This is a genomic window from Owariibacterium komagatae (assembly GCF_045865535.1).
Lineage (GTDB): Bacteria > Bacillota > Clostridia > Oscillospirales > Ruminococcaceae > Ruthenibacterium > Ruthenibacterium komagatae.
Genome location: NZ_AP031406.1, coordinates 1696621 through 1715426, shown reverse-complemented (window position 1 = coordinate 1715426; position 18806 = coordinate 1696621). Strand labels below are relative to the sequence as shown.

The following is an 18806-nucleotide window of genomic DNA, read 5'->3' as shown; positions in this document are numbered from 1 at the left end:
GAAAGGATGAACAACCATGGAACAGAAACCCGAACTCACGCTGGAAATGCCCGCCCCCACCCTGACGCTGGACGCCCAGCCCGCCACCCCGGCCGACCAGAAGGCCGCTGAGGAAAAGGTGGAGCCTGTGGTGCTGGACGAGGAGAGCCTCTCCGAGGAAGAGCGCCGTCAGGTGGAGGAGTTTTCCCAGAAGATCGACCTTTCCAATTCCACGCAGGTGCTGCAGTACGGCGCCGCCAGCCAGAAGAAAGTGGCGGATTTTTCCGAAACGGCCCTCAACAGCATCCGCACCAAGGACCTGGGCGAAGTGGGCGACATGATCACGGGCCTTGTCACGGAGCTGAAAGGCTTTGACGCCACCGCCGAACAGCCCAAGGGCATTCTGGGTTTTTTCAAAAAGGCCGGCAATCAGATCGAGGAGCTGAAGACCCGCTACGCCAAGGCCGAGACCAACGTGGAGCGCATCGAGGGCATGCTGCAGGACCATCAGGTCCAGCTGCTCAAGGACATCGCCATGCTGGACAAGATGTACGAGATGAACATGGTCTATTACAAAGAGCTGACCATGTACATTGTGGCCGGCAAGAAAAAGCTGGCCGACGTGCGGGAAAACCAGCTGCCCAAGCTGGTGGAAAAGGCCAAGGCTTCGGGCCTGCCCGAGGACGCCCAGGCCGCCAAGGACCTGGAGGATCTGTGCACGCGCTTTGAAAAGAAGCTGTACGATCTGCAGCTGACCCGCAGCGTCTCCGTGCAGATGTCGCCCCAGATCCGCCTGATCCAGTCCAACGACACCATGATGGCGGAGAAGATCCAGACCTCCATCGTGAACACCATTCCCCTGTGGAAGAGCCAGATGGTCCTCAGCCTGGGCCTGGCCCACTCGCAGCAGGCCATCGAGGCCCAGCGCGCGGTCACGGATATGACCAACGAGCTGCTGCGCAAGAACGCCGCCGCCCTGAAGCAGGGCACCATCGAGGCCGCCAAGGAGTCCGAGCGCGGCATCGTGGATCTGGAGACGCTGAAACAGACCAACCAGAGCCTGATCGAAACCCTGGACGAAGTGGTGAAGATCCAGACCGAAGGCCGCGCCAAACGCGCCGCCGCCGAGACGGAGCTGGGCCGCATTGAGGGCGAATTGAAGGCCAAACTTTTGGAGATGGCTCAATGAAACACAGACTTTCCGAAAACCGCGCCCTGGGCGTGACGGCGCTGTGCTGCGCGATCCTGGTGGGGGTGCTGGGCATCGGGTGCGCCAAGGTGCGCGCCGTGGCCCAGGCGCCCGCCGACTACTACCGCACCAGCATGTCCGCGGACTTTGCCGCCCGGGAGGCAGCGGCCGGTTCGCTGCTGGCGCTGGCCGAAGGCAACGTGGACGACAGCCTGCTCCAGTCCGCCCAGGCGGCGCTGGACGAAAGCTGTGCCGCCGCCGATGACCCGGCGGCCCGCTACGCCGCGGGCCTTTCGCTGAAAACGGCGGTGGAGCTGCTGTACAACGCCATGCCCGCCGACGAGCGGGACGGCCAGGGCAGCCCGGCGCAGATGGCCTGGTCGGAGTTCACCAGCCGCACTGCGATCTTGTCCCATGCGGTACCGGAATACAACGAGCTGGCGCGCACCGCCGCCCAAAAGCTGTCGGGCTTTCCGGCGCAGCTTCTGGCGGATCTGGCGGGCGCCCACACCGAGGAGATGACGGCATGAAGCTGAAAAAGCGCCTGGCCGCGCTGGCGGCCACCGCGGTGCTGGCAGCGGCCTTCTGCGCACCCGCGCTGGCACTGCTCAGCCCCACCGCGGATTTTTATGTCAACGACAGCGCCGGCGTGCTGGACGAAGCCACCGAGCGCCAGATCGTGGAACAGAACGACGGGCTGTACGCAGCCTGCGGCGCACAGATCGTGGTGGTCACGGTCAACGATACCGAGGGCCTGGGCACCGCGGAGTACGCCTATCAGCTGGGCAATGAGTGGGGCATCGGCTCTTCGTCGGAAAACAACGGCGTGCTGCTGCTTTTGTCCATCGGCGAGCAGGATTATCAGTGCATTCAGGGCTCCGGGCTGGAGGATTCGCTGTCCACCATGACCCTCAGCCGCATTCTGCAGGAAGACCTGGAGCCGGACTTTGCCGCCGGCGATTACGACGCAGGCGTGCAGAAAACCTTTGATACATTGTACCGGCAGGTCTGCGCCATCTATGGGCTGGACCCGTCGAACCCGGCGGCCAACGTGGCGCCGGGCGCAGGCTATGAGCAGCCGGCATCCTCGGGTCTGTTCGGCCTGGGTCTGGCGGCGCTGGTGCTGCCGCTGGGCGCGCTGGTGCTGGTGCTGATGGTGCTCTCGCTGCTGCGGCCGGTGCGCGTGGGGCGGTATCCCCGCTACGGCCGGCCCTATGTTCCGCACCGTCACATTTACCGGCGGCCCGGCCCGCCTCCGCCTCCTCCGGGGCCCTGGGGCGGTTCCATGCTGGGTGGCTCCGTGCGGCGTCCGCCCCGTCCGGGCGGCGGCAGCTTCCGCATGGGCGGAGGCGGCAGTTTCCGCAGCGGCGGCGGTTTTCGCGGCGGCGGAGGCGGCGGCTTCCGGGGCGGCGGTGCAGGCCGCGGCCATTGATGATGCAGGACGGCACAGCTTTTTCGCTGTGCCGTCCTTTTTTGATGCAAGTTGGAAACAATCCCGGCGTAAAATGGCCGGGAAAGGAAGAGCGCCCATGAAGAAATTGTGGTTGATTTTGCTGGCGGCGTGCCTGTTGGGGTGCGTGCCCGCGCAGCCGGAAACAGAGCCGTTTCCGCCCAAAATGCAGATCCAGCGGCATGTGCCGGGGCAGGGGAGCACGATGTTGACGCTGGAGCGGACGCAGGCGGGCTGGCGGGTCTGCCGGACGCAGTACGACGAACAGTCCCGGCTGTGCCGAAGCCGGTGGACGGTGACCCGCCGCAGCGACCCCTCCGGCCTGCTATCCGGCTGGTGAAAAGAGCGCAGATAAAAAAGGGGACAAACGGCCGTACGCCTTTTTTCTCAGAACCATTGAAAAAGCTGTGTCATCCCGGCCCTCGCCCGCCCACAACAAGGGCGGGCGTTTGCTTACGCAAACCGGGCAGGCCGGTCGAAGGGCCGTGACAGGCCCTTCGTGGCTTCGCCATCCCGGCCCTCGCCCGCCAAAATCGCGGCGGGCGTTTGCTTGCGCAAACCGGGCCAGCCGGTTGCGGACCATCTATGGTCCGCATTTCTCGCCCCATCCCGGCTCACGCCGTGACGGGTCCCCGCTCGAAACCCCGGCCCTCGCCCGCCAAAATCGCGGCGGGCGTTTGCTTGCGCGAACCGGGCCGGTTGCGGACCATCCGGGGGCCGCGTTTCTCGCCCTCAAAACAAAAACCGGGACCTTTTGCTGTCAAAAGGTCCCGGTTTGTTTTGTCTTTTGCAGGCGCTGTCAGCGGTTGCACTTCCACACATGGTACAGCCCGTCCAGAAGCAGGTTGGGCGCCAGCGTCACGTCCCGTTTGCAGTGGGGCACGATCATGCCGGCAATGCCGCCGGTGGCCAGTACCGTGCGGATGCAGCCCAGTTCGGCTTCGAACCGGTCCAGCATGCCGTCCAGCATGCTGGCGGTGCCCAGCACAATGCCGCTCTGCATGCTCTCCACGGTGGTCCGCCCGATGGCGTGGGCCGGCGGGCACAGGGCCAGCCCGCCCAGCTGGCTGGCTCCGCTGACCAGGGCGTTCAAACTCAGCAGCACGCCGGGCATGATGCTCACGCCCCGCACCGCGCCGGTTTCGTCCACCGCGGTCATCTTGGTGGCGGTGCCCAGGTCCAGCACCACGGCGGGCAGCGGCCAGACCGCCCGTGCCGCAATGGCGCCGGCCAGCAGGTCGTCCCCCAGTTCGGCGGGGTTCTCAATGTCCACGGTCACACCCGTGCGCAGGCTCTGGTGCAGAACCAGCGGCTTTACGCCGCACAGCGTGCCCAGCGCCCGGCACAGCGTGTCGGTCATGGGCGGCACCACGCTGGACAGCACCGCGTCCTCCACGTCATCGGGGCGCAGATGGTACAGCCGCAGAATGCCCTCCAGCTGCAGCGCGTACTGGTCGGCCTCCAGCGTCTTGTCGGTGGCCAGCCGGGTGGAGAACACCAGCGCCTCGTTCTGATATCCTCCCAGTACAATGTTGGTGTTGCCAATGTCTACGGCAAGAATCATATCCCTCGCTCCTTTTCCGGTCGGGCCAGCCGCGCGCCGGCCCATTCCATCAGCTGCCGGCACAGGTCTTCCCAGTCCGCCGGCTTGTTTTTCAGTTTCGGTACCGCGATGTCCCCGCTCGAAACCCCGGCTCTCGCCCGCCAAAAGCAGGACGGGCGTTTGCTTGCGCAAATCGAGCAGGCCGGTTGCGGACCATCCATGGTCCGCATTTCTCGCCCCATCCCGGCTCACGCCGTGACGGGTCCCCGCTCGAAACCCCGGCTCTCGCCCGCCCACAACGAGGGCGAGCGTTTGCTTACGCAAACCGAGCAGGCCGGTCGAAGGGCCGTGACAGGCCCTTCGTGGCTTCGCCACCCCGGCTCTCGCCCGCCGCGATTTAGGCGGGCGAGGGCACCGTTCTGGTGACTCTTTTGCCGGCAAAAGAGTCACGCACCGCAGGTTTCGTAATCGCGCCGCAAGGCGCGGAGCGGTTTCCCACGGATGGGAAAAAGGGGGACAAGCGGCCGTTTTCTGCTGTGTCCGGAAAGAAAAACATCCGTCCCGGAGGTTTCAAAGCAGAAAATCTCCCTCAAAGGGCCGCCCCCTTCCGTTTGCCCTTTATTTTACCACATCCGGCCGTTTGAAAAAAGAGGGATAAACCGGTCGCCAGCCTCATACAAATGCAGTAGAACCGGGCGGCGTGCCCGCCTGATGAATCTGCAAGGAGGGAACAGTGGCATGTTTGTTTGTACGTTACGAAAAGGCGGGCTGAAAAAGCTGGCCGCGGTGTGCGTGTGCGGCGCGGCGCTGGCGGCAGTGGCGATCGGTGTAGGGAAGATCTGGCAGGACGGAGATGCGGTGGATGTGGCCGCGGCGCAGCCGTCCATGGCCCAGCAGATCACCGGTGCGCAGGACCTGCAGACCTTTCTGGCCGGTTACGGGCTGGAGGTGGACCCCACCAGCGCCGAGGTGACCGCCGTGAAGATCCCCCGCAAGTGGGACGAGAGTTTTCAGGCTTTCCACGACGTGGTCAAGCAAAGCGGTTTTGAACTGACCAAATGCAAGAACAAAGAGGTGGACAAATGGGTGGTACCCGTGCCCGCCCAGAGCACCGAGGAACTGACCACCTACGCCGTGGTGCTGGTGTACCAGAACGAGCCCCGGGGCGCGTATCTTCTGCAGAAACCCTCGGGCGAGGTGCTGCCCCTGACGCCCAAAGCGGCGGCCAGCGCGGCGCTGACCGAGGAGGAGATCACTGCCAACGCGAACTTCGCCTCTTCCGTGGCGGCCGCCGAGACCCAGGCGGCCCCGGAGGAAGTCACCGAGACCCAGGCCATTCCGGAGGATGCCTATCCCACAGAGTAAAACGGAACCGATGCAGCCGAAAAGGCGCCGCGCACAAAGGCCGGCGCCTTTTCGCCTTGGTGCTGGCAGAAGCTTTCTCTTTTGTTCCCGGCGGCGTTTGTGCTATACTTGAAAAAAACAAGGTGGAGGACAAACAGATGCGTCTGGATAAATTCGTGGCCCAGGCGGCCCAGATCACCCGCAGCGAGGCGCGCAAAGGCATCCGCGCGGGGGCGGTGACCGTGGAGGGCACGGTGTGCACCCGGGCCGAGACGGACGTGGCCGAAACGGCGGCCGTGACGTGGGAGGGCCGGCCGCTGGCGTATGCCGGGCGGTATGTGTACCTGATGCTGGACAAACCCAAAGGGGTGGTCAGCGCCTCCGAGGACGGGCGGGACGTAACCGTGGTGGACCTGGTGCGGGACGCCTATCCCCGCCGACAGCTGTTCCCGGCGGGCCGGCTGGACAAGACCAGCACCGGCTTTGTGCTGCTGACCGACGACGGCGCCTTCGCCCACGACATCCTGGCGCCCCGGCGCCATGTGCCCAAAACCTACCAGGTGGAGCTGGACACCCCGCTGACCGCCGAAATGGTGGAGGGCTTTGCCAACGGCGTGACCCTGGCGGATGGGCAGACCATGCTTCCGGCCCAGGTGCTGCCCGGGGAAAACGGCCCCTGCAGCGCGGTGGTGGTGCTGCATCAGGGCGTGTATCATCAGATCAAGCGGATGTTCGGCGTGTACGGCGCCGGGGTGCGCGAGCTGCGGCGGGTGGCCATCGGCCAGCTGTGGCTGGACGAGCGCCTGGGCCCGGGCGGCTGGCGGGAGCTGACCGCCGAAGAAGTGGAAAAAATCACGGCAGGACGTTTACAGACTTTTCAAAAAACCAACACAACTGCCCGTTAAGATAAAAGGGAAAACTGTTTTTCAAACTCATTTTCCCAATTTACACAATAAACCCCGGCTTATTTTGTTTAAATATGTTGCAAAAGTCAGAAACATTGTGTAAAATAGAGAGCATAGCGGCACCTAATTGTTTATTTTCACCATTTGGCCGGAACCAGCGTCCGCCGGGGTGAACCGGGCAACAACGGACCACATCATCATAAAAGAAGGGAAAAGGGTTTTATGGCGAACAGGGTTTTTCAGGGCGTGGTTTATCAGATGAAGGATGCGATCGACCGGATGGTCGGCGTGGTGGACGAAACAGGTACCATCATCTCCTGCACGGACTTGAACCGCATTGGTGAGGTGCGGGACGGCATTGCCGCCGACCGGCTGACCGCCGGCGACACCTTTGTGCGGGACGGATACACCTATCATCTGTTCAGCTCCAACAAGCGCAACGACTACGCAGTGATGGTAGAGGGCACGGACGAGTCCGCCGCGCGGTATGCGGCGGTGCTGGCCATCAGCCTGCAGAACATCAAGCAGTATCACGACGAGAAGTTCGACAAGGCCAACTTCATCAAGAACGTGGTGCTGGACAACATCCTGCCCGGCGACATTTACGCCAAGGCGCGGGAGCTGCACTTCGCCACGGACGTGTCCCGCGTGGTGCTTCTGATCCGCGTGACCAGCGGGGCCGACATCTCCGCTTACGACGTGGTGTCCAGCCTGTTCCCGGACAAGCAGAAGGACTTTGTGTTCAACATCAGCGAAAACGACACCGTGCTGGTCAAGGAGATCAAGCGCGGCATCGACCAGCGGGACCTGGAAAAGCTGGCCTCCAGCATTGTGGACACGCTGAACGGCGAGCACTACATCAAAGCGGTGGTGGGCATCGGCACGCCCATCGCCAACGTGAAGGATCTGGCCACCAGCTTTAAAGAGGCTCAGATCGCCATGGAAGTGGGCAAGGTGTTCGACACCGAGCGCTCCATCGTCAGTTACGACAACCTGGGAATCGCGCGTCTGATCTATCAGCTGCCCACCACCCTGTGCGAGATGTTCCTGAAGGAAGTGTTCAAGCAGGGCAGCATCGAAAGCCTGGACGCAGAGACGCTGTTTACCATTCAGCGCTTCTTTGAAAACAACCTGAACGTGTCCGAAACCAGCCGCGGCCTGTTTGTGCACCGCAACACGCTGGTGTACCGCCTGGAGAAGATCAAAAAGCTCACGGGCCTGGATCTGCGGGAGTTTGACGACGCCATCGTGTTCAAAGTTGCTTTGATGGTGAAGAAATACCTGAGCGCGAACCCGGCGAAATATTAAAAAGTCACCGCTGCGGCCAGAAACATTTTTTTGCCGCAGCGGCCATTTTTGTTCATCGGGTGCAATATCGGCGCGCGTTCGCTGGTATGTAGATTGAACCGAAAAGGATGGGAATCTTGCGATGATCCGTTTTGAGAATGTGAAAAAAGTATACGAGGCCACGGGCAAAAACCCCGAGATCGTGGCGCTGCACAACGTGAACCTGCACATCCGCAAGGGCGAGTTCGTGTTCGTGCTGGGTCATTCCGGCGCGGGCAAGAGCACCTTTCTGAAGCTGATTTTGCGGGAAGAGGCAGCCACCGAGGGCCGCGTCATCGTCAACGGGCGGGACCTGTCCGCCATCAAGCCCCGGGAGATCCCCTATCTGCGCCGGGGCCTGGGCGTGGTGTTCCAGGACTTCCGCCTCATCCCCACTATGACGGCCTATGAAAACGTGGCCTTCGCCATGCGCGTGACCAATATTTCCGAGCGGCAGATCAAGCGCCGCGTTCCGTATGTGCTGAACCTGGTGGGCCTGGCGGACAAGGCCCACGCTTTGCCGCAGGAATTGTCCGGCGGTGAACAGCAGCGCATCGCCCTGGCCCGTGCACTGGTGCACTCGCCGCCCATCATCATCGCGGACGAGCCCACCGGCAACATCGACCCGGAATTGAGCGTGGAGATCATGGAGCTTCTGCAGGCCATCAACAGCGTGGGCACCACCGTGGTGGTGGTCACCCACGAGCGGGACCTGGCTTTGCGGTTCAACAAGCGCATCATCACCATCGATCACGGCGAGGTCATTGACGACAGCCTGCGCCAGGCAAGGAGGATGCGCGTATGAGATGGTCCAGCTTTAAATACCTTGTGCGGCAGGGCTGGCACAGCATGGTGGCCAACCGGCTCATGACGCTGGCCAGCGTGGGCGTGCTGTCCGCGTGCCTGTTCATCACCGGCGTGGCGCTGCTGCTGAGCTTGAACGTCAACAGCTTTGTCAGCGGCCTCAGCGAGCAGAACGAGGTGGAGTTCTTCCTCACGGACGAGACCACCGCCGACGCGGCCGCCCAGCTGCAGACCCAGATCGCCGCCATGGACAACGTGGCCGAATGTCTGTACATCTCCAAAAGCCAGGCGGTGGAGGAGATGAAAGTGTACTTAGGCGATGACGCCGGCGTGCTGAAGGATTACGAGGGCGAGGGCAACCCCGCCAATCCGCTGCCCGCCTCCTTCCGCGTCACCGTGAAGGACCTGGCGTATCTGTCCGATACCGTCAGCCAGATCCAGACCCTGCTGGGCGCTTCGGTGTCCAGCGTGCAGTCGCCCACCGAGCTGGGCACCACGCTGGTGAACCTGCAGCGGGTGGTGGGGGCCGTGGGCTGGGGCCTGGTCATCGTGCTGGGCGTCATCAGCATCGTGGTCATCAACAACACCATCCGGCTGACGGTGTTCGCCCGCCGCAAGGAGATCAATATCATGAAATTCGTAGGCGCCACCAACGGGTTCATCCGCCTTCCCTTCTTTGTGGAGGGCATGACCGTGGGTGCCATCGCCGGGCTGGTGGCCTCGGTGCTGGTGGGCGGCGGCTACCTGGGCCTTTTGAAGGCGCTGGCCCAGCCCGAAGCCTCCTGGCTGTCGGAGTTCACCCGCTGCATGCTGCCCTTTAAAACCGTCATGCTGCCCATGGCAGGGCTGTTTGTCCTGTTCGGCATGGCCATCGGCAGCACCGGCTGCGCCACCAGTATCCGCAAACATCTGAAAGTCTGAGCACAGCAAAGGAGAGCCATGGAAAAGCGAAAATGGATCGTGCGCGCGGTGTGCATCCTTCTCACCGTTCTGATGGCGGCCAGTGTGTTGGGTCCGCTGGCCTACACCGCCTACGCGGACGAAGAGACCCCCAAGGAGAAACTCGACCGCATTCAGCAGGAATTGCAGCAGCTGGAAGATAAAATCGAAGATACCAAGGATGACATCTCCAAACAGCAGGAGCTCAAGCAGTATTATCAGCAGCAGAGCAACACCCTGAAAGCCCAGATCGAGGCCCTCAGCGCCCAGATCGCCGACACCGAGGCCACTTTGAAGGCCAAGCAGGAGGAGCTGGGCAACAAGATCCTGGAAGTGGAGCAGTCCAAAGCGGACTTTGAGGACCGCCTGGTGGCCATGTACGAGATGAGCCGCCAGAGCAACCTGAGCATTCTGCTGGGCATCGACGATTTTTCGGAGATGCTGCGCTTTGGCGAGAACCTGCAGGCCATCAGCACCAACGACACCCGGATCATCCAGAACCTGAAAAACGAGCAGGCCGAGCTGGAGGCCCAGAAGGCCGAGGTGGAGACGCTGCTGTCCGATCTGAACACCCAGAACGAGCAGCTGAACGCCTCCATGCAGCAGTACCAGCAAAGCGTGCAGCAGGCCGACGCCGCCATCAGCGCGGAAGAGGCGGCCCTGGACGCCCAGTCGGAAGAGTACAAGCAGAAACAGCAGGAGTACAAGGCCGCCCAGCAGGAGTGGGCCGCCTGGGCAGGCTCCAACACGGGCAACAGCTACGTGCTGGGTGACGGCACCGGCCAGTTTGCCTGGCCCATTCCGGGCTATACCACGCTTTCGTCGGACTTCGGCACCGTGCGCTACATCTACGGCGTGAAGGACGTGCACCGGGGCATGGACGTGCCCGCTCCGGCCGGCACCCCCATCTACGCGGCGGCGGACGGCGTGGTGTCCACCAAAGCGCACTGGAGCTACGGCACCTGCGTGAAAATCAGCCATTCTCCCAGCCTGGTCACCATCTACGGGCACATGTCCGCCCGGGCTGCGGGCATCACCGACGGCGTGTTCGTCACCAAAGGCCAGCTGATCGGCTACGTGGGCAGCACCGGCAACTCCACGGGCAACCATCTGCATTTCGAGGTCAACGTCAACGGCACGCCCGTCAGCGCGTGGCCCTACCTCAGCAGCTGATGAACACGAAAGGAACGAAACAATGAACAAAAAAATCACAGTCAACCTGGCGCTGGCCATCGCCATCATCGCCATGACGGTGACCTTCGTCATCACCATGCTGCTCAGCATGAACCTGTTTGACCGCACGGTCAGCAACGTGCGCGCCAAAGAGGTCATGTACAACAAAGTGGCCGAGATCGATAAAAACGTGCGCGCCAACTATTACGGCGAGATCAACAACGATTCCCTGTACGACTATCTGTGCGCGGGCTACATCGCGGGCATCGGCGACAAAAACGCCACCTACTACACCGCCAAGCAGTATCTGGAGCTGCAGGGCATCCAGAACGGCCAGGTCATCGGCGTGGGTGTGGACGTGGTGCTGGACACCAGCGGCTACGCCCGGGTCATCCGCTGCTATGACGGCAGCCCCGCGGCCCAGGCCGGCGTGGCCAAAAACTGGTTCATCACCAAAATCGGCGACAGCGACGTCAAGCGCCTGTCCCTGACCCAGATCAACAGCCTTCTGCGGGGCGAAGAGGGCACCACCGTCACCCTGACGGTGCTCAATCCCTCCGGTGAAGAGCAGACCATCGAGGTCCAGCGCCGCACCTACGACATGCCCACCATCACCTATACGGTGCCCGAGGGCAAGACCACCGGCTACATTCAGATCGATCAGTTCAACAGCAACACCGCCAGCGAGGTGCAGACCGCCATCGAGACCATGCAGGCGTCCACGCAGCTGCAGGCGCTGGTGTTTGACGTGCGCAACACTTCCGGCGGCGAGCTGGACGACGTCATGGACGTCATCGACCTGCTGTGCCCGGTGGGCCCCATCGCCAGCCAGCAGAACAAGGACGGCACCGTCACCGTGCTGGATACTTCCGACAGCAAAGAGGTAGACCTGCCCATGGCCGTGCTGGTCAACGGCAGCACCTCCTATACCGGCGAACTGTTCGCCGTGTCCCTGCGTGAGTTCGGCAAGGGCAAGGTCGTGGGCACCCAGACGGCGGGCAAGGGCACCATTCAGTGCACGCCCGTCACCCTGTCCGACGGGTCGGCCATCAGCTACACCGTGGGCATCCTGCTGGACAAAGAGGGCAACAGCTTTGACGGCACCGGCATCACCCCCGATGTGGAGATCGCCCTGAAGGCCGACGAAGAGGCCAACTTCTACTCTCTCACCGTGGAGACAGACCCCCAGATCAGCAAAGCCTTCGAGGCAGTGACCGCCATGGTCTCCAGCCAGTCGGCTCAAAGCGGGGCTGCGGCGTCTTCCGCCAGCACGCCTGCCGCGTAACGAACACATTCACAGCGCGCCGCCCCCTTCGGGCGGCGCGTTTTCAGGAAAGGAACCCACATTGAATCTGACGGATCTTGCAACGGTCAAGGACCTGTGCGCCCGGCACGGCTTTCAGCTGTCCAAGGGCTTTGGCCAGAACTTCATCGTCAATCCGGGCGTGTGCCCGAAAATGGTCGAGTCCGCAGGCATTGACCGCACCTGGGGCGTGGTGGAGATCGGCCCGGGCATCGGCGTGCTCACCAAAGAGCTGGCTCTGCGGGCGGGCAAGGTGGTGGCCATCGAGGTGGACGACCGCCTTCCGCCCCTGCTGGACGAGACCCTGGCCGGCCTGGACAACGTGCGGGTGGTGCTGGGCGACGTGCTGAAAACCGACCTGGCCGCCCTCATTCAGCAGGAGTTTGCGGGCATGCCGGTGGCCGTGTGCGCCAACCTGCCCTATTACATCACCAGCCCCATCGTCATGAAGCTGCTGGAAGAGCGCCTGCCCATCCGGCACATCACCGTCATGGTGCAGAAAGAGGCGGCCCAGCGCCTGTGCGCGGCCCCCGGCACCCGGGACGCAGGCGCCGTCAGCTACGCGGTGCATTATTACGCCGCGCCGAAAATGCTGTTCACGGTGCAGCCGGGCAGCTTTTTCCCGCCGCCCAAGGTCACCAGCGCGGTCATCCGGCTGGAGCTGCACCAGACCCCGCCGGTGGCCCCGGCAGATGAGCGGGCCATGTTCCGCGCCATCCGGGCGTCTTTTGGCCAGCGGCGCAAAACCGTGGCCAACGCGGCCTCCGCGGGGCTCGGTGTGCCCAAGCAGCGGGTGCTGGCGGCACTGGAGCAGGCGGGCATTCCCGCCACCGCCCGCCCCGAACAGCTGACGCTGGCCCAGTACGCGGCCTTCTCGGACGCATTGGGCCCGGTCTGAACAAAAAAAGAGCGCCGGTCAGGCAATGCCTGACCGGCGCTTTGTATTTTATACTGCAGATTGGAGAAGGAAAAAAAGCGCCCCGCCGCAGAACAGCAGCAGAATGGACACCTGCCACCATGCCAGCCGCTTGCCCAGAAAATAAATGCCGGACGTTTCCGTGTCATCGGCGTTCCCGCGGTGCCGGGGGGACGAGCTCCCGCCGCTCTGGGCGATCCGGTCGACGGACTGCTTGTAATGCACATAGCCGTCCAGTCCTTTGCCGTAAAACCCGAAATCTCCTTTGTTCGACATGGCTGCTGTTCCTCCTCTCGTCACGCCGCGTCTTCCCAGTTGCGGTCCCAGTCGTCAAAATGACGCTCATGGGGCTCTTCTTCAAACGAATACACGCGGATCTCCTCTTCTTCAAACACACCTTTGGGTGCCAGTGCTGCCATCTTGACCATGGGGCCACATCCTTTCCTCGAAGCTCTTTGTTTCTCTGTGTCTTCAGTATAGGATAAAATGTGTCCCATAAACCGGACTTCACTCGTCTTTTTCGTATTGTTCCAGCGTTTTTTGCAAAAAACGGGCGAACTGCAGGCGCACGTCCCCGGGTTCCAGCAGCTTTGCGTCCGGCCCGAAGCCGGCCAGCCAGCCCATGAACGGCGGGCTGATCACCGCCTGGATGTGCAGCCGGAACCCGTCCTCTCCGTCGGGCACCAGGGTCACGTCCCGGCCGAACCGGTCGATCACCGCCCCCGCCAGATGCCGGGCGAACCACAGGGTCACCTGCCGCGTCTCGCCCCCGAACATGCCGAAGGTGCGCCGGGTATAGGCGGCCATGTCCAGGGCCTCAAAGGCCTGCCGCCCCTGCCGGGGTTTGTCCTCTTCCATGCGCAGCGAGGCCATTTTGTCCGCCCGGTAATGGCGGATGGCCCCGGCCTCTTCCTCGTAGGCCACCAGATAATAATTTTCGCTGTCCCACACCAGCGCGTAGGGCGACACCCGGTACCGCTGCCCGTTGCGGCGGTAGCACACGGCTTTGTCCACGGTCCACTGCCCGTACAGAAAGGACACCTGCCGGTCCGCCGAGATGGCGGCGTGCAGCTGGTCGATGGTGTAGTAAATGCTCTCGTTCATGCTCTTTACCCGGCCGGCCACATACACCTGCCGCTGCAGGCTCTGGGCCTCGTACCGGGAGGCCAGCCCCTCCAGCTTGCGGATCAGCTCGCGGCTTTTCCGGGCCGACAGAAACTTGCTGGACTGCACCGCGTCCACCAGCAGCTTCAGTTCCGGCAATTCAAAGTCCCGGTGCACCAGCGCGTAGCTGCAGCTGTGGCCGCTGCGCAGCTTCACAATGTCCATGCCGTAGTCGGTCAGCGTCTGCAGATCGTCGTAAATGCTTTTGCGCTCGGCGCGCACGTCCCGCCGGGCCAGCTCGTCGATCATCTGCTGCACGGTCAGGCCGTGCGTCTCGTCGGTCTCCCGGCGCAGCAGATCCGCCAGATACAACAGCTTTCGCTTCTGATTTTCACTTTTCGCCATGGAGAACCCTCCTTTTTACCAGTCCGAAATGAGCACATCGTCCCGTCCGATCTTGTTCCAGTCGAACACGTCCACCAGCTGGGCGGGGGTGCACTGAGTGCCGGGGGGCACCAGGCCCGCCAGCGCCGCCAGCCGCCCGGTCAGCTGCCGGGGGGAAAAGCGGCTTCGCAGCGCGCCCATGTCCAGGTCTTTTTCCCGCTTGGACAGGCGCCGCCCGTCGGGCGCGCACAGCAGCGGCGTGTGGTAATAGGCCGGCTGCGGCAGGCCCAAACATTCCTGCAGCCAGATCTGGCGCGGCGTGGAGTCCAGCAGGTCCCGGCCGCGCACCACCTGGTTGATGCCCATGCGCCCGTCGTCCGTCACCACGGCCAGCTGATAGGCGAACACGCCGTCCGACCGGCGCAAAAGAAAATCGCCGCACTCCCGGGCCAGATTCTGGGTCATGGGGCCGCACAGCCCGTCCGTGAACGCCACGTCCCGGTCCGGCACCGTCACCCGCAGCGCGGGCCGCCGCCCCGCGGCCTCCAGCTGCGCCCGCTGTTCGGCGTCCAGGTTGCGGCAGCGCCCGGCGTACAGCACCGTGCCGTCCGCCCGATGGGGCGCGCTGGCCGCGTGCAGGTCCGCCCGGGAGCAGTAGCACGGGTACACCCGGGCCGCACCGGCCACCTGTTCCAGCGCCCGGCGGTACAGCGGGGCGCACTGGCTTTGATAATAGGGCCCGTCCGGCTGGGCCGCGCCGGGTCCCTCGTCCCAGTCCAGCCCCAGCCAGCGCAGGTCGTCCATCAGCCGGTCGGCGTATTCGGGCCGGCAGCGGCCGGTGTCCAGGTCCTCGATGCGCAGCACCATCACGCCCTGCTGGCTTCGTACCGACAGCCACGCCAGCAGCGCGCACCAAACATTGCCCAGGTGCATCCGCCCCGAGGGGCTGGGCGCAAAACGCCCGCGCACAACGGGCGCGGGCACAGCACATTCTCTCATTGCCTGCCTCCGTCCCGTGTGTAGCTCTGGGCCTTGCGGTATACGCGGCTCAGCTGGGCCGGGTCCAGCCGCAGAAAAGGCGTGGGCGGCTGGGGCGACAGGGAACAGGGGTTCAGCGGCAGATAAAAGTACAGCAGGTTCAGCCACTTGCCGTTTTTGAACCCGGCGTTGGGCAGCCGGGCGGCCTCCCGAAAGCCCATGGCCCGGTGGAACCCGGCGCTGGCCCCGTTGGATTCCGTCACCAGCGCATAGCAGCTGCAGTATCCCTGCAGCTTCAGCACCGCCAGCAGCGCGCCGTACAGCGCCGTGCCCAGGCCCCGGCCGCAGGCGTCCTCCGCCACATACACCGAGACCTGCGCCGTCCAGTCGTAGCCGCTGCGCTCGCCCAAACGTCCTCCGTAGGCGTAGCCCAGAATGGCCCCGTCTTCCTCGGCCACCAGCCAGGGGAATCCGCCGTCCTGGCAGCGCTGCAGCCGCGCGGCAAACTCCCGCCGGGAGGGCAGCGCCGTCTCCCAGCTGGCGGTGGAATTCAGTACATAAGGCGCATAAATCGCCAGCATCATCCCCACGTCCGAGACCGTGGCGGGCCGAATGGTGACCGTTGCCAAGACGACGCCTCCTCTCCCCAAAAAACACGAATTACTTCTATTATATCGCCCGAAAATTTGTGAAACAACACAGCTGCATCATTTTTCACAAACTCATGGAATTTTATACAAAAGAAAACGGCAAAAATTGGTTGTTTTCCACAAGGAAGATGTCACAATTTGTACGCAAATTTGTGGGATAATCTGTACAAAGGCCGCTTTTTGCAGTATCATAGATAAGAATCTACAAAAAGCGGGGGGACGGATATGGCGCTGCTGCGTACAATCGTCTGGTTTGTTTATTTCTTCGGGGCGCTGCTGTTTTACATTCCCGACATGCGGCGCGCCGGCCGGTTGAAGGCGGCCGGCCGGGAGGAAGAGGTTCGGGCCATTCTGGAAAAGGACGTGCGCATGTGGGCCGGCACGCTGATGAAGCTGGCGGGCGTCACCGTCACCGTCAAAGGGGCCGAGAACATCCCCACCGACCGGGCGGTGGTGTTCACCCCCAATCACCAGGGCGATTACGACATCCCCCTGATGCTGCTGTATCTGGACCGGCCCCACGCGCTGGTGGCCAAGGTGGAGACGGACCGCATCCCGCTGGTGCGCCAGTGGATGCGGCTTTTGGACTGCGTGTTTATCGACCGTGCCAACGCCCGCAAATCCATGGAGGCCATGAACCGGGCGGGCGAGCTGGTGAAGGAAGGCAAAAGCGTGGTGGTGTTCCCCGAGGGGACCCGCAGCAAAGGCGACCGCATGGGCGAGTTCAAGGCCGGCGCCTTCCGCATTGCCAGCAAGGTGGGCGCGGACATCGTGCCCGTGGTCATTGACGGCAGCTATAAAATCATGGAGGCCAACGGCGGCCTGATGAAACCCGCCCACGTAAACGTGACCATTCTGCCGCCCGTTTCCACCGCAGGGCTGGACCGGGCTGCCCTCAAGCAGCTGCCCGAGCAGGTGGCCGGCCTCATTGCTGCGGCGAAACAGCCCGGCTGAAAGGAGAAATCATGGCAAGTGCCCGCTATACGCTGAATATCAAACCGGATGCGCCCGAAGAGCCGCCCAAACCCATGACGCGCCGCCAGAAATGGGACAATTTCTGGTTTTATCGCAAATGGCATGTGATCATCGGCGTGGCGGCGGCGCTGATGGTGGGCCTGCTGGTGAAGGACGTGGTCACCAAGGTGGAGCCGGACTACACCATCGGCGTGCTGACCACCCAGTCGCTGCCCTACAGCGCGGACGAGACCCTGGGCGAGAAGCTGGCCACTTTGTGCGATGACCGCAACGGCGACGGCAAGGTGGAAGTGCAGGTGCTGGAATACTGGATCACCGAGGACGCCATCGACCCCAACACCCAGATGGCCATGATCACCAAGCTCATGGGCGATATGCAGACCGGGGAGAGCATGCTGTTTTTGACCGACGACGTGGCGGTTTTTGAGGAAAAGTACGGTATTTTTGCCTGCAACGACGGCACCGCGCCCGAGGATTTTGAAAACGCCGACATCACGGGCATGGGCGTCGCCTGGGAGGACTGCCCGGCGCTGGCCGGCCTGGACCTGGGCAATACCGCCACGCCGGACGGCTCCCAGGGCGAGCCGCTTCAGGACACCATGAAAAACTATACGCTGGTCAAACGGGTGTACACCGGCAGCACGCTGGAAGGCGACGAGGAATTGACCGCGTACTACAACAGCGCCGCGGCGCTGTTCGACGCATGGACGCAAAAGGAGGCATGACATGCACTGGCTTTTGATTGTGGGCTGCATTCTGCTGGTTGTGCTGGCCGTGTTGGTTCTGGCGGCCATACGGGCCAGCCGGTCACAGCCGGCCAAGGCGGAATCCACACCCACGCAGCAAACACAGAATCCGTACCGGCGGTTTTACGATTACCGGAAAAAATAAACAGGGGCGGGCGGCGGCGCCCGCGAAGGAGTTCTTACCATGGGGTTGTTTCGTTTTAATTTCAACAAAGAAGGCCCGGGCGTTCCCAAGGACGCACCGCGCAAAAAGGGCGCGGCCCGTTTTTTTGAGATCTTCACCCGGGACGCTTCCCAGATCTGGCTGGCCGGCATCCTGCTGCTGCTGTGCTCCGTGCCCATGATCGCGGCCGTCACCTTTGGGGTGCTGTTCTGGCAGTACCTGGGCATGCTGGCCATTGCGGTGGTGGTGTTCGTGGCATCCACCGCGCTGGTGGGCCCGGCGCTGGCCTGCATGCACACCCTGCTCATCAAGCAGCTGTGCGACGAGCCGTGCTTTTTCTGGCACGAGTACAAAAAAGCCTGGAAAAGCTGCTGGAAACAGGCCTTTGCCGTCAGCGCGCTGTTCGGCACCATCTGCGCCATGGAGTGCGCGGCCGCGGTCATTCATCTGATGACCGCCCAACAGATCAGTCCCATCCTGCTGGGCATGGTCATGCTGGGCCTGTACATTGCGGTTACCAGCTGGCTGTACGCGCTGCTGCAGCTGACCCAGATGAACATGAACCTGGTGCCCATGCTGAAAAACAGCCTGCTGCTGACCATGGGCTTTCTGAAACGGTCTCTGCCCGCCGGTGTTATCACACTGGCATCCGGCGTGGTGCTCATCGGCTTTGTGCCGCTGCCCATTACGCTTCTGCTGTGCCTGCTGGGCGTTCCCGCCTTTTTGGCACTCATCGTGGACATGTGGGCCTGGCCTGTGATGGAGCAGGTGTTCCACATTTCCGATTTGCGTGCCGAGCGCCGCGAAAAAGAGCGCGCCGAAGAGGCCGCTGCCCTCTGAATCCCGCGCCCCCGATTTGGGGGCGCTGTTTTTTTTTGCGCCGTTTTGGGGCACCCTAAAAGAGAAATGAAAACTCGTAAAAATAATTATATAAT

Annotated in this window: 23 protein-coding genes; 16 read left to right on the top strand and 7 right to left on the bottom strand. The window is 62.9% G+C overall.

Annotated elements, in window-relative coordinates:
- Nucleotides 1–16: 16 nt before the first annotated feature.
- The 4 genes from ACKTS9_RS08475 to ACKTS9_RS08460 all read left to right on the top strand — a co-directional run bounded on the left by ACKTS9_RS08475 (nt 17) and on the right by ACKTS9_RS08460 (nt 2958).
- A complete protein-coding gene (locus ACKTS9_RS08475; RefSeq protein ID WP_349216894.1) occupies nt 17–1168 on the top strand; it encodes a toxic anion resistance protein in 1152 nt (383 codons plus the stop codon).
- Nucleotides 1165–1698: a hypothetical protein gene (locus ACKTS9_RS08470; protein ID WP_407880152.1), complete on the top strand. Its 534-nt coding sequence runs from the start codon at nt 1165–1167 to the stop codon at nt 1696–1698. Before ACKTS9_RS08475 ends, ACKTS9_RS08470 begins: the two co-directional genes overlap by 4 nt.
- On the top strand, nt 1695–2600 hold the full coding sequence (locus tag ACKTS9_RS08465; protein ID WP_407880150.1) for a TPM domain-containing protein: 906 nt from the start codon (nt 1695–1697) through the stop codon (nt 2598–2600). Before ACKTS9_RS08470 ends, ACKTS9_RS08465 begins: the two co-directional genes overlap by 4 nt.
- A gap of 97 nt (nt 2601–2697) precedes the next feature.
- On the top strand, nt 2698–2958 hold the full coding sequence (locus tag ACKTS9_RS08460; protein ID WP_349216891.1) for a hypothetical protein: 261 nt from the start codon (nt 2698–2700) through the stop codon (nt 2956–2958).
- A gap of 459 nt (nt 2959–3417) precedes the next feature.
- Here ACKTS9_RS08460 and ACKTS9_RS08455 read toward each other — a convergent pair whose 3' ends face one another.
- Nucleotides 3418–4182: a type III pantothenate kinase gene (locus tag ACKTS9_RS08455; protein WP_349216890.1), complete on the bottom strand. Its 765-nt coding sequence runs from the start codon at nt 4180–4182 to the stop codon at nt 3418–3420.
- Nucleotides 4179–4382 (bottom strand): hypothetical protein, encoded by a 204-nt coding sequence (locus tag ACKTS9_RS08450; RefSeq protein WP_407880147.1) that lies wholly within the window; start codon nt 4380–4382, stop codon nt 4179–4181. The genes ACKTS9_RS08455 and ACKTS9_RS08450 overlap by 4 nt, the downstream gene beginning before the upstream one ends.
- Before the next feature lie 517 nt (nt 4383–4899).
- Between ACKTS9_RS08450 and ACKTS9_RS08445 the strand changes: the two genes are divergently transcribed.
- From ACKTS9_RS08445 to rsmA, 8 genes are all read left to right on the top strand, one after another.
- Nucleotides 4900–5526 carry a DUF4830 domain-containing protein gene (locus ACKTS9_RS08445; protein ID WP_407880145.1) on the top strand — a complete coding sequence of 209 codons (627 nt, stop codon included), beginning with the start codon at nt 4900–4902 and terminating at the stop codon, nt 5524–5526.
- Nucleotides 5527–5663: 137 nt separating this feature from the next.
- Complete coding sequence (locus ACKTS9_RS08440; protein ID WP_349214229.1) at nt 5664–6410, top strand: pseudouridine synthase; 747 nt, start codon at nt 5664–5666, stop codon at nt 6408–6410.
- Nucleotides 6411–6632: 222 nt separating this feature from the next.
- On the top strand, nt 6633–7718 hold the full coding sequence (locus ACKTS9_RS08435) for a PucR family transcriptional regulator (RefSeq protein ID WP_407880142.1): 1086 nt from the start codon (nt 6633–6635) through the stop codon (nt 7716–7718).
- Nucleotides 7719–7839: 121 nt separating this feature from the next.
- Nucleotides 7840–8541 carry a cell division ATP-binding protein FtsE gene (gene ftsE / locus ACKTS9_RS08430; protein ID WP_349214222.1) on the top strand — a complete coding sequence of 234 codons (702 nt, stop codon included), beginning with the start codon at nt 7840–7842 and terminating at the stop codon, nt 8539–8541.
- Nucleotides 8538–9461: a permease-like cell division protein FtsX gene (gene ftsX, locus ACKTS9_RS08425; RefSeq protein ID WP_407880139.1), complete on the top strand. Its 924-nt coding sequence runs from the start codon at nt 8538–8540 to the stop codon at nt 9459–9461. Before ftsE ends, ftsX begins: the two co-directional genes overlap by 4 nt.
- 18 nt (nt 9462–9479) lie before the next feature.
- Nucleotides 9480–10652, top strand: a complete 1173-nt coding sequence (locus tag ACKTS9_RS08420; protein WP_407880137.1) for a murein hydrolase activator EnvC family protein — start codon at nt 9480–9482, stop codon at nt 10650–10652.
- Between the two features lie 22 nt (nt 10653–10674).
- Nucleotides 10675–11937: a S41 family peptidase gene (locus ACKTS9_RS08415; RefSeq protein WP_407880135.1), complete on the top strand. Its 1263-nt coding sequence runs from the start codon at nt 10675–10677 to the stop codon at nt 11935–11937.
- Between the two features lie 61 nt (nt 11938–11998).
- Complete coding sequence (gene rsmA, locus ACKTS9_RS08410) at nt 11999–12853, top strand: 16S rRNA (adenine(1518)-N(6)/adenine(1519)-N(6))-dimethyltransferase RsmA (protein ID WP_349214228.1); 855 nt, start codon at nt 11999–12001, stop codon at nt 12851–12853.
- 48 nt (nt 12854–12901) lie between these two features.
- Here the strand turns inward: rsmA and ACKTS9_RS08405 are convergent, their stop codons facing one another.
- The 5 genes from ACKTS9_RS08405 to ACKTS9_RS08385 all read right to left on the bottom strand — a co-directional run bounded on the left by ACKTS9_RS08405 (nt 12902) and on the right by ACKTS9_RS08385 (nt 15966).
- Nucleotides 12902–13147 carry a hypothetical protein gene (locus ACKTS9_RS08405; protein ID WP_407880132.1) on the bottom strand — a complete coding sequence of 82 codons (246 nt, stop codon included), beginning with the start codon at nt 13145–13147 and terminating at the stop codon, nt 12902–12904.
- 20 nt (nt 13148–13167) lie between these two features.
- Nucleotides 13168–13299: a hypothetical protein gene (locus ACKTS9_RS08400; protein ID WP_349214782.1), complete on the bottom strand. Its 132-nt coding sequence runs from the start codon at nt 13297–13299 to the stop codon at nt 13168–13170.
- A gap of 79 nt (nt 13300–13378) precedes the next feature.
- Nucleotides 13379–14380: a helix-turn-helix transcriptional regulator gene (locus ACKTS9_RS08395; protein WP_407880130.1), complete on the bottom strand. Its 1002-nt coding sequence runs from the start codon at nt 14378–14380 to the stop codon at nt 13379–13381.
- A 15-nt stretch (nt 14381–14395) separates the two neighbouring features.
- Entirely contained in the window at nt 14396–15358 is a 963-nt protein-coding gene (gene gluQRS / locus ACKTS9_RS08390; RefSeq protein ID WP_349214778.1) for a tRNA glutamyl-Q(34) synthetase GluQRS, read from the bottom strand.
- On the bottom strand, nt 15355–15966 hold the full coding sequence (locus ACKTS9_RS08385) for a GNAT family N-acetyltransferase (RefSeq protein ID WP_349214776.1): 612 nt from the start codon (nt 15964–15966) through the stop codon (nt 15355–15357). Before ACKTS9_RS08385 ends, gluQRS begins: the two co-directional genes overlap by 4 nt.
- Before the next feature lie 246 nt (nt 15967–16212).
- Between ACKTS9_RS08385 and ACKTS9_RS08380 the strand changes: the two genes are divergently transcribed.
- Genes ACKTS9_RS08380 through ACKTS9_RS08365 form a run of 4 tightly spaced genes read left to right on the top strand, consistent with a single transcriptional unit; the run spans nt 16213 to nt 18711 of the window.
- Nucleotides 16213–16941 carry a lysophospholipid acyltransferase family protein gene (locus ACKTS9_RS08380; RefSeq protein ID WP_407880127.1) on the top strand — a complete coding sequence of 243 codons (729 nt, stop codon included), beginning with the start codon at nt 16213–16215 and terminating at the stop codon, nt 16939–16941.
- Between the two features lie 11 nt (nt 16942–16952).
- Nucleotides 16953–17687 (top strand): hypothetical protein, encoded by a 735-nt coding sequence (locus tag ACKTS9_RS08375; RefSeq protein WP_407880125.1) that lies wholly within the window; start codon nt 16953–16955, stop codon nt 17685–17687.
- Between the two features lies 1 nt (nt 17688).
- On the top strand, nt 17689–17853 hold the full coding sequence (locus tag ACKTS9_RS08370) for a hypothetical protein (RefSeq protein ID WP_349214771.1): 165 nt from the start codon (nt 17689–17691) through the stop codon (nt 17851–17853).
- Nucleotides 17854–17892: 39 nt separating this feature from the next.
- A complete protein-coding gene (locus ACKTS9_RS08365; protein ID WP_407880123.1) occupies nt 17893–18711 on the top strand; it encodes a hypothetical protein in 819 nt (272 codons plus the stop codon).
- Nucleotides 18712–18806 lie beyond the last annotated feature (95 nt).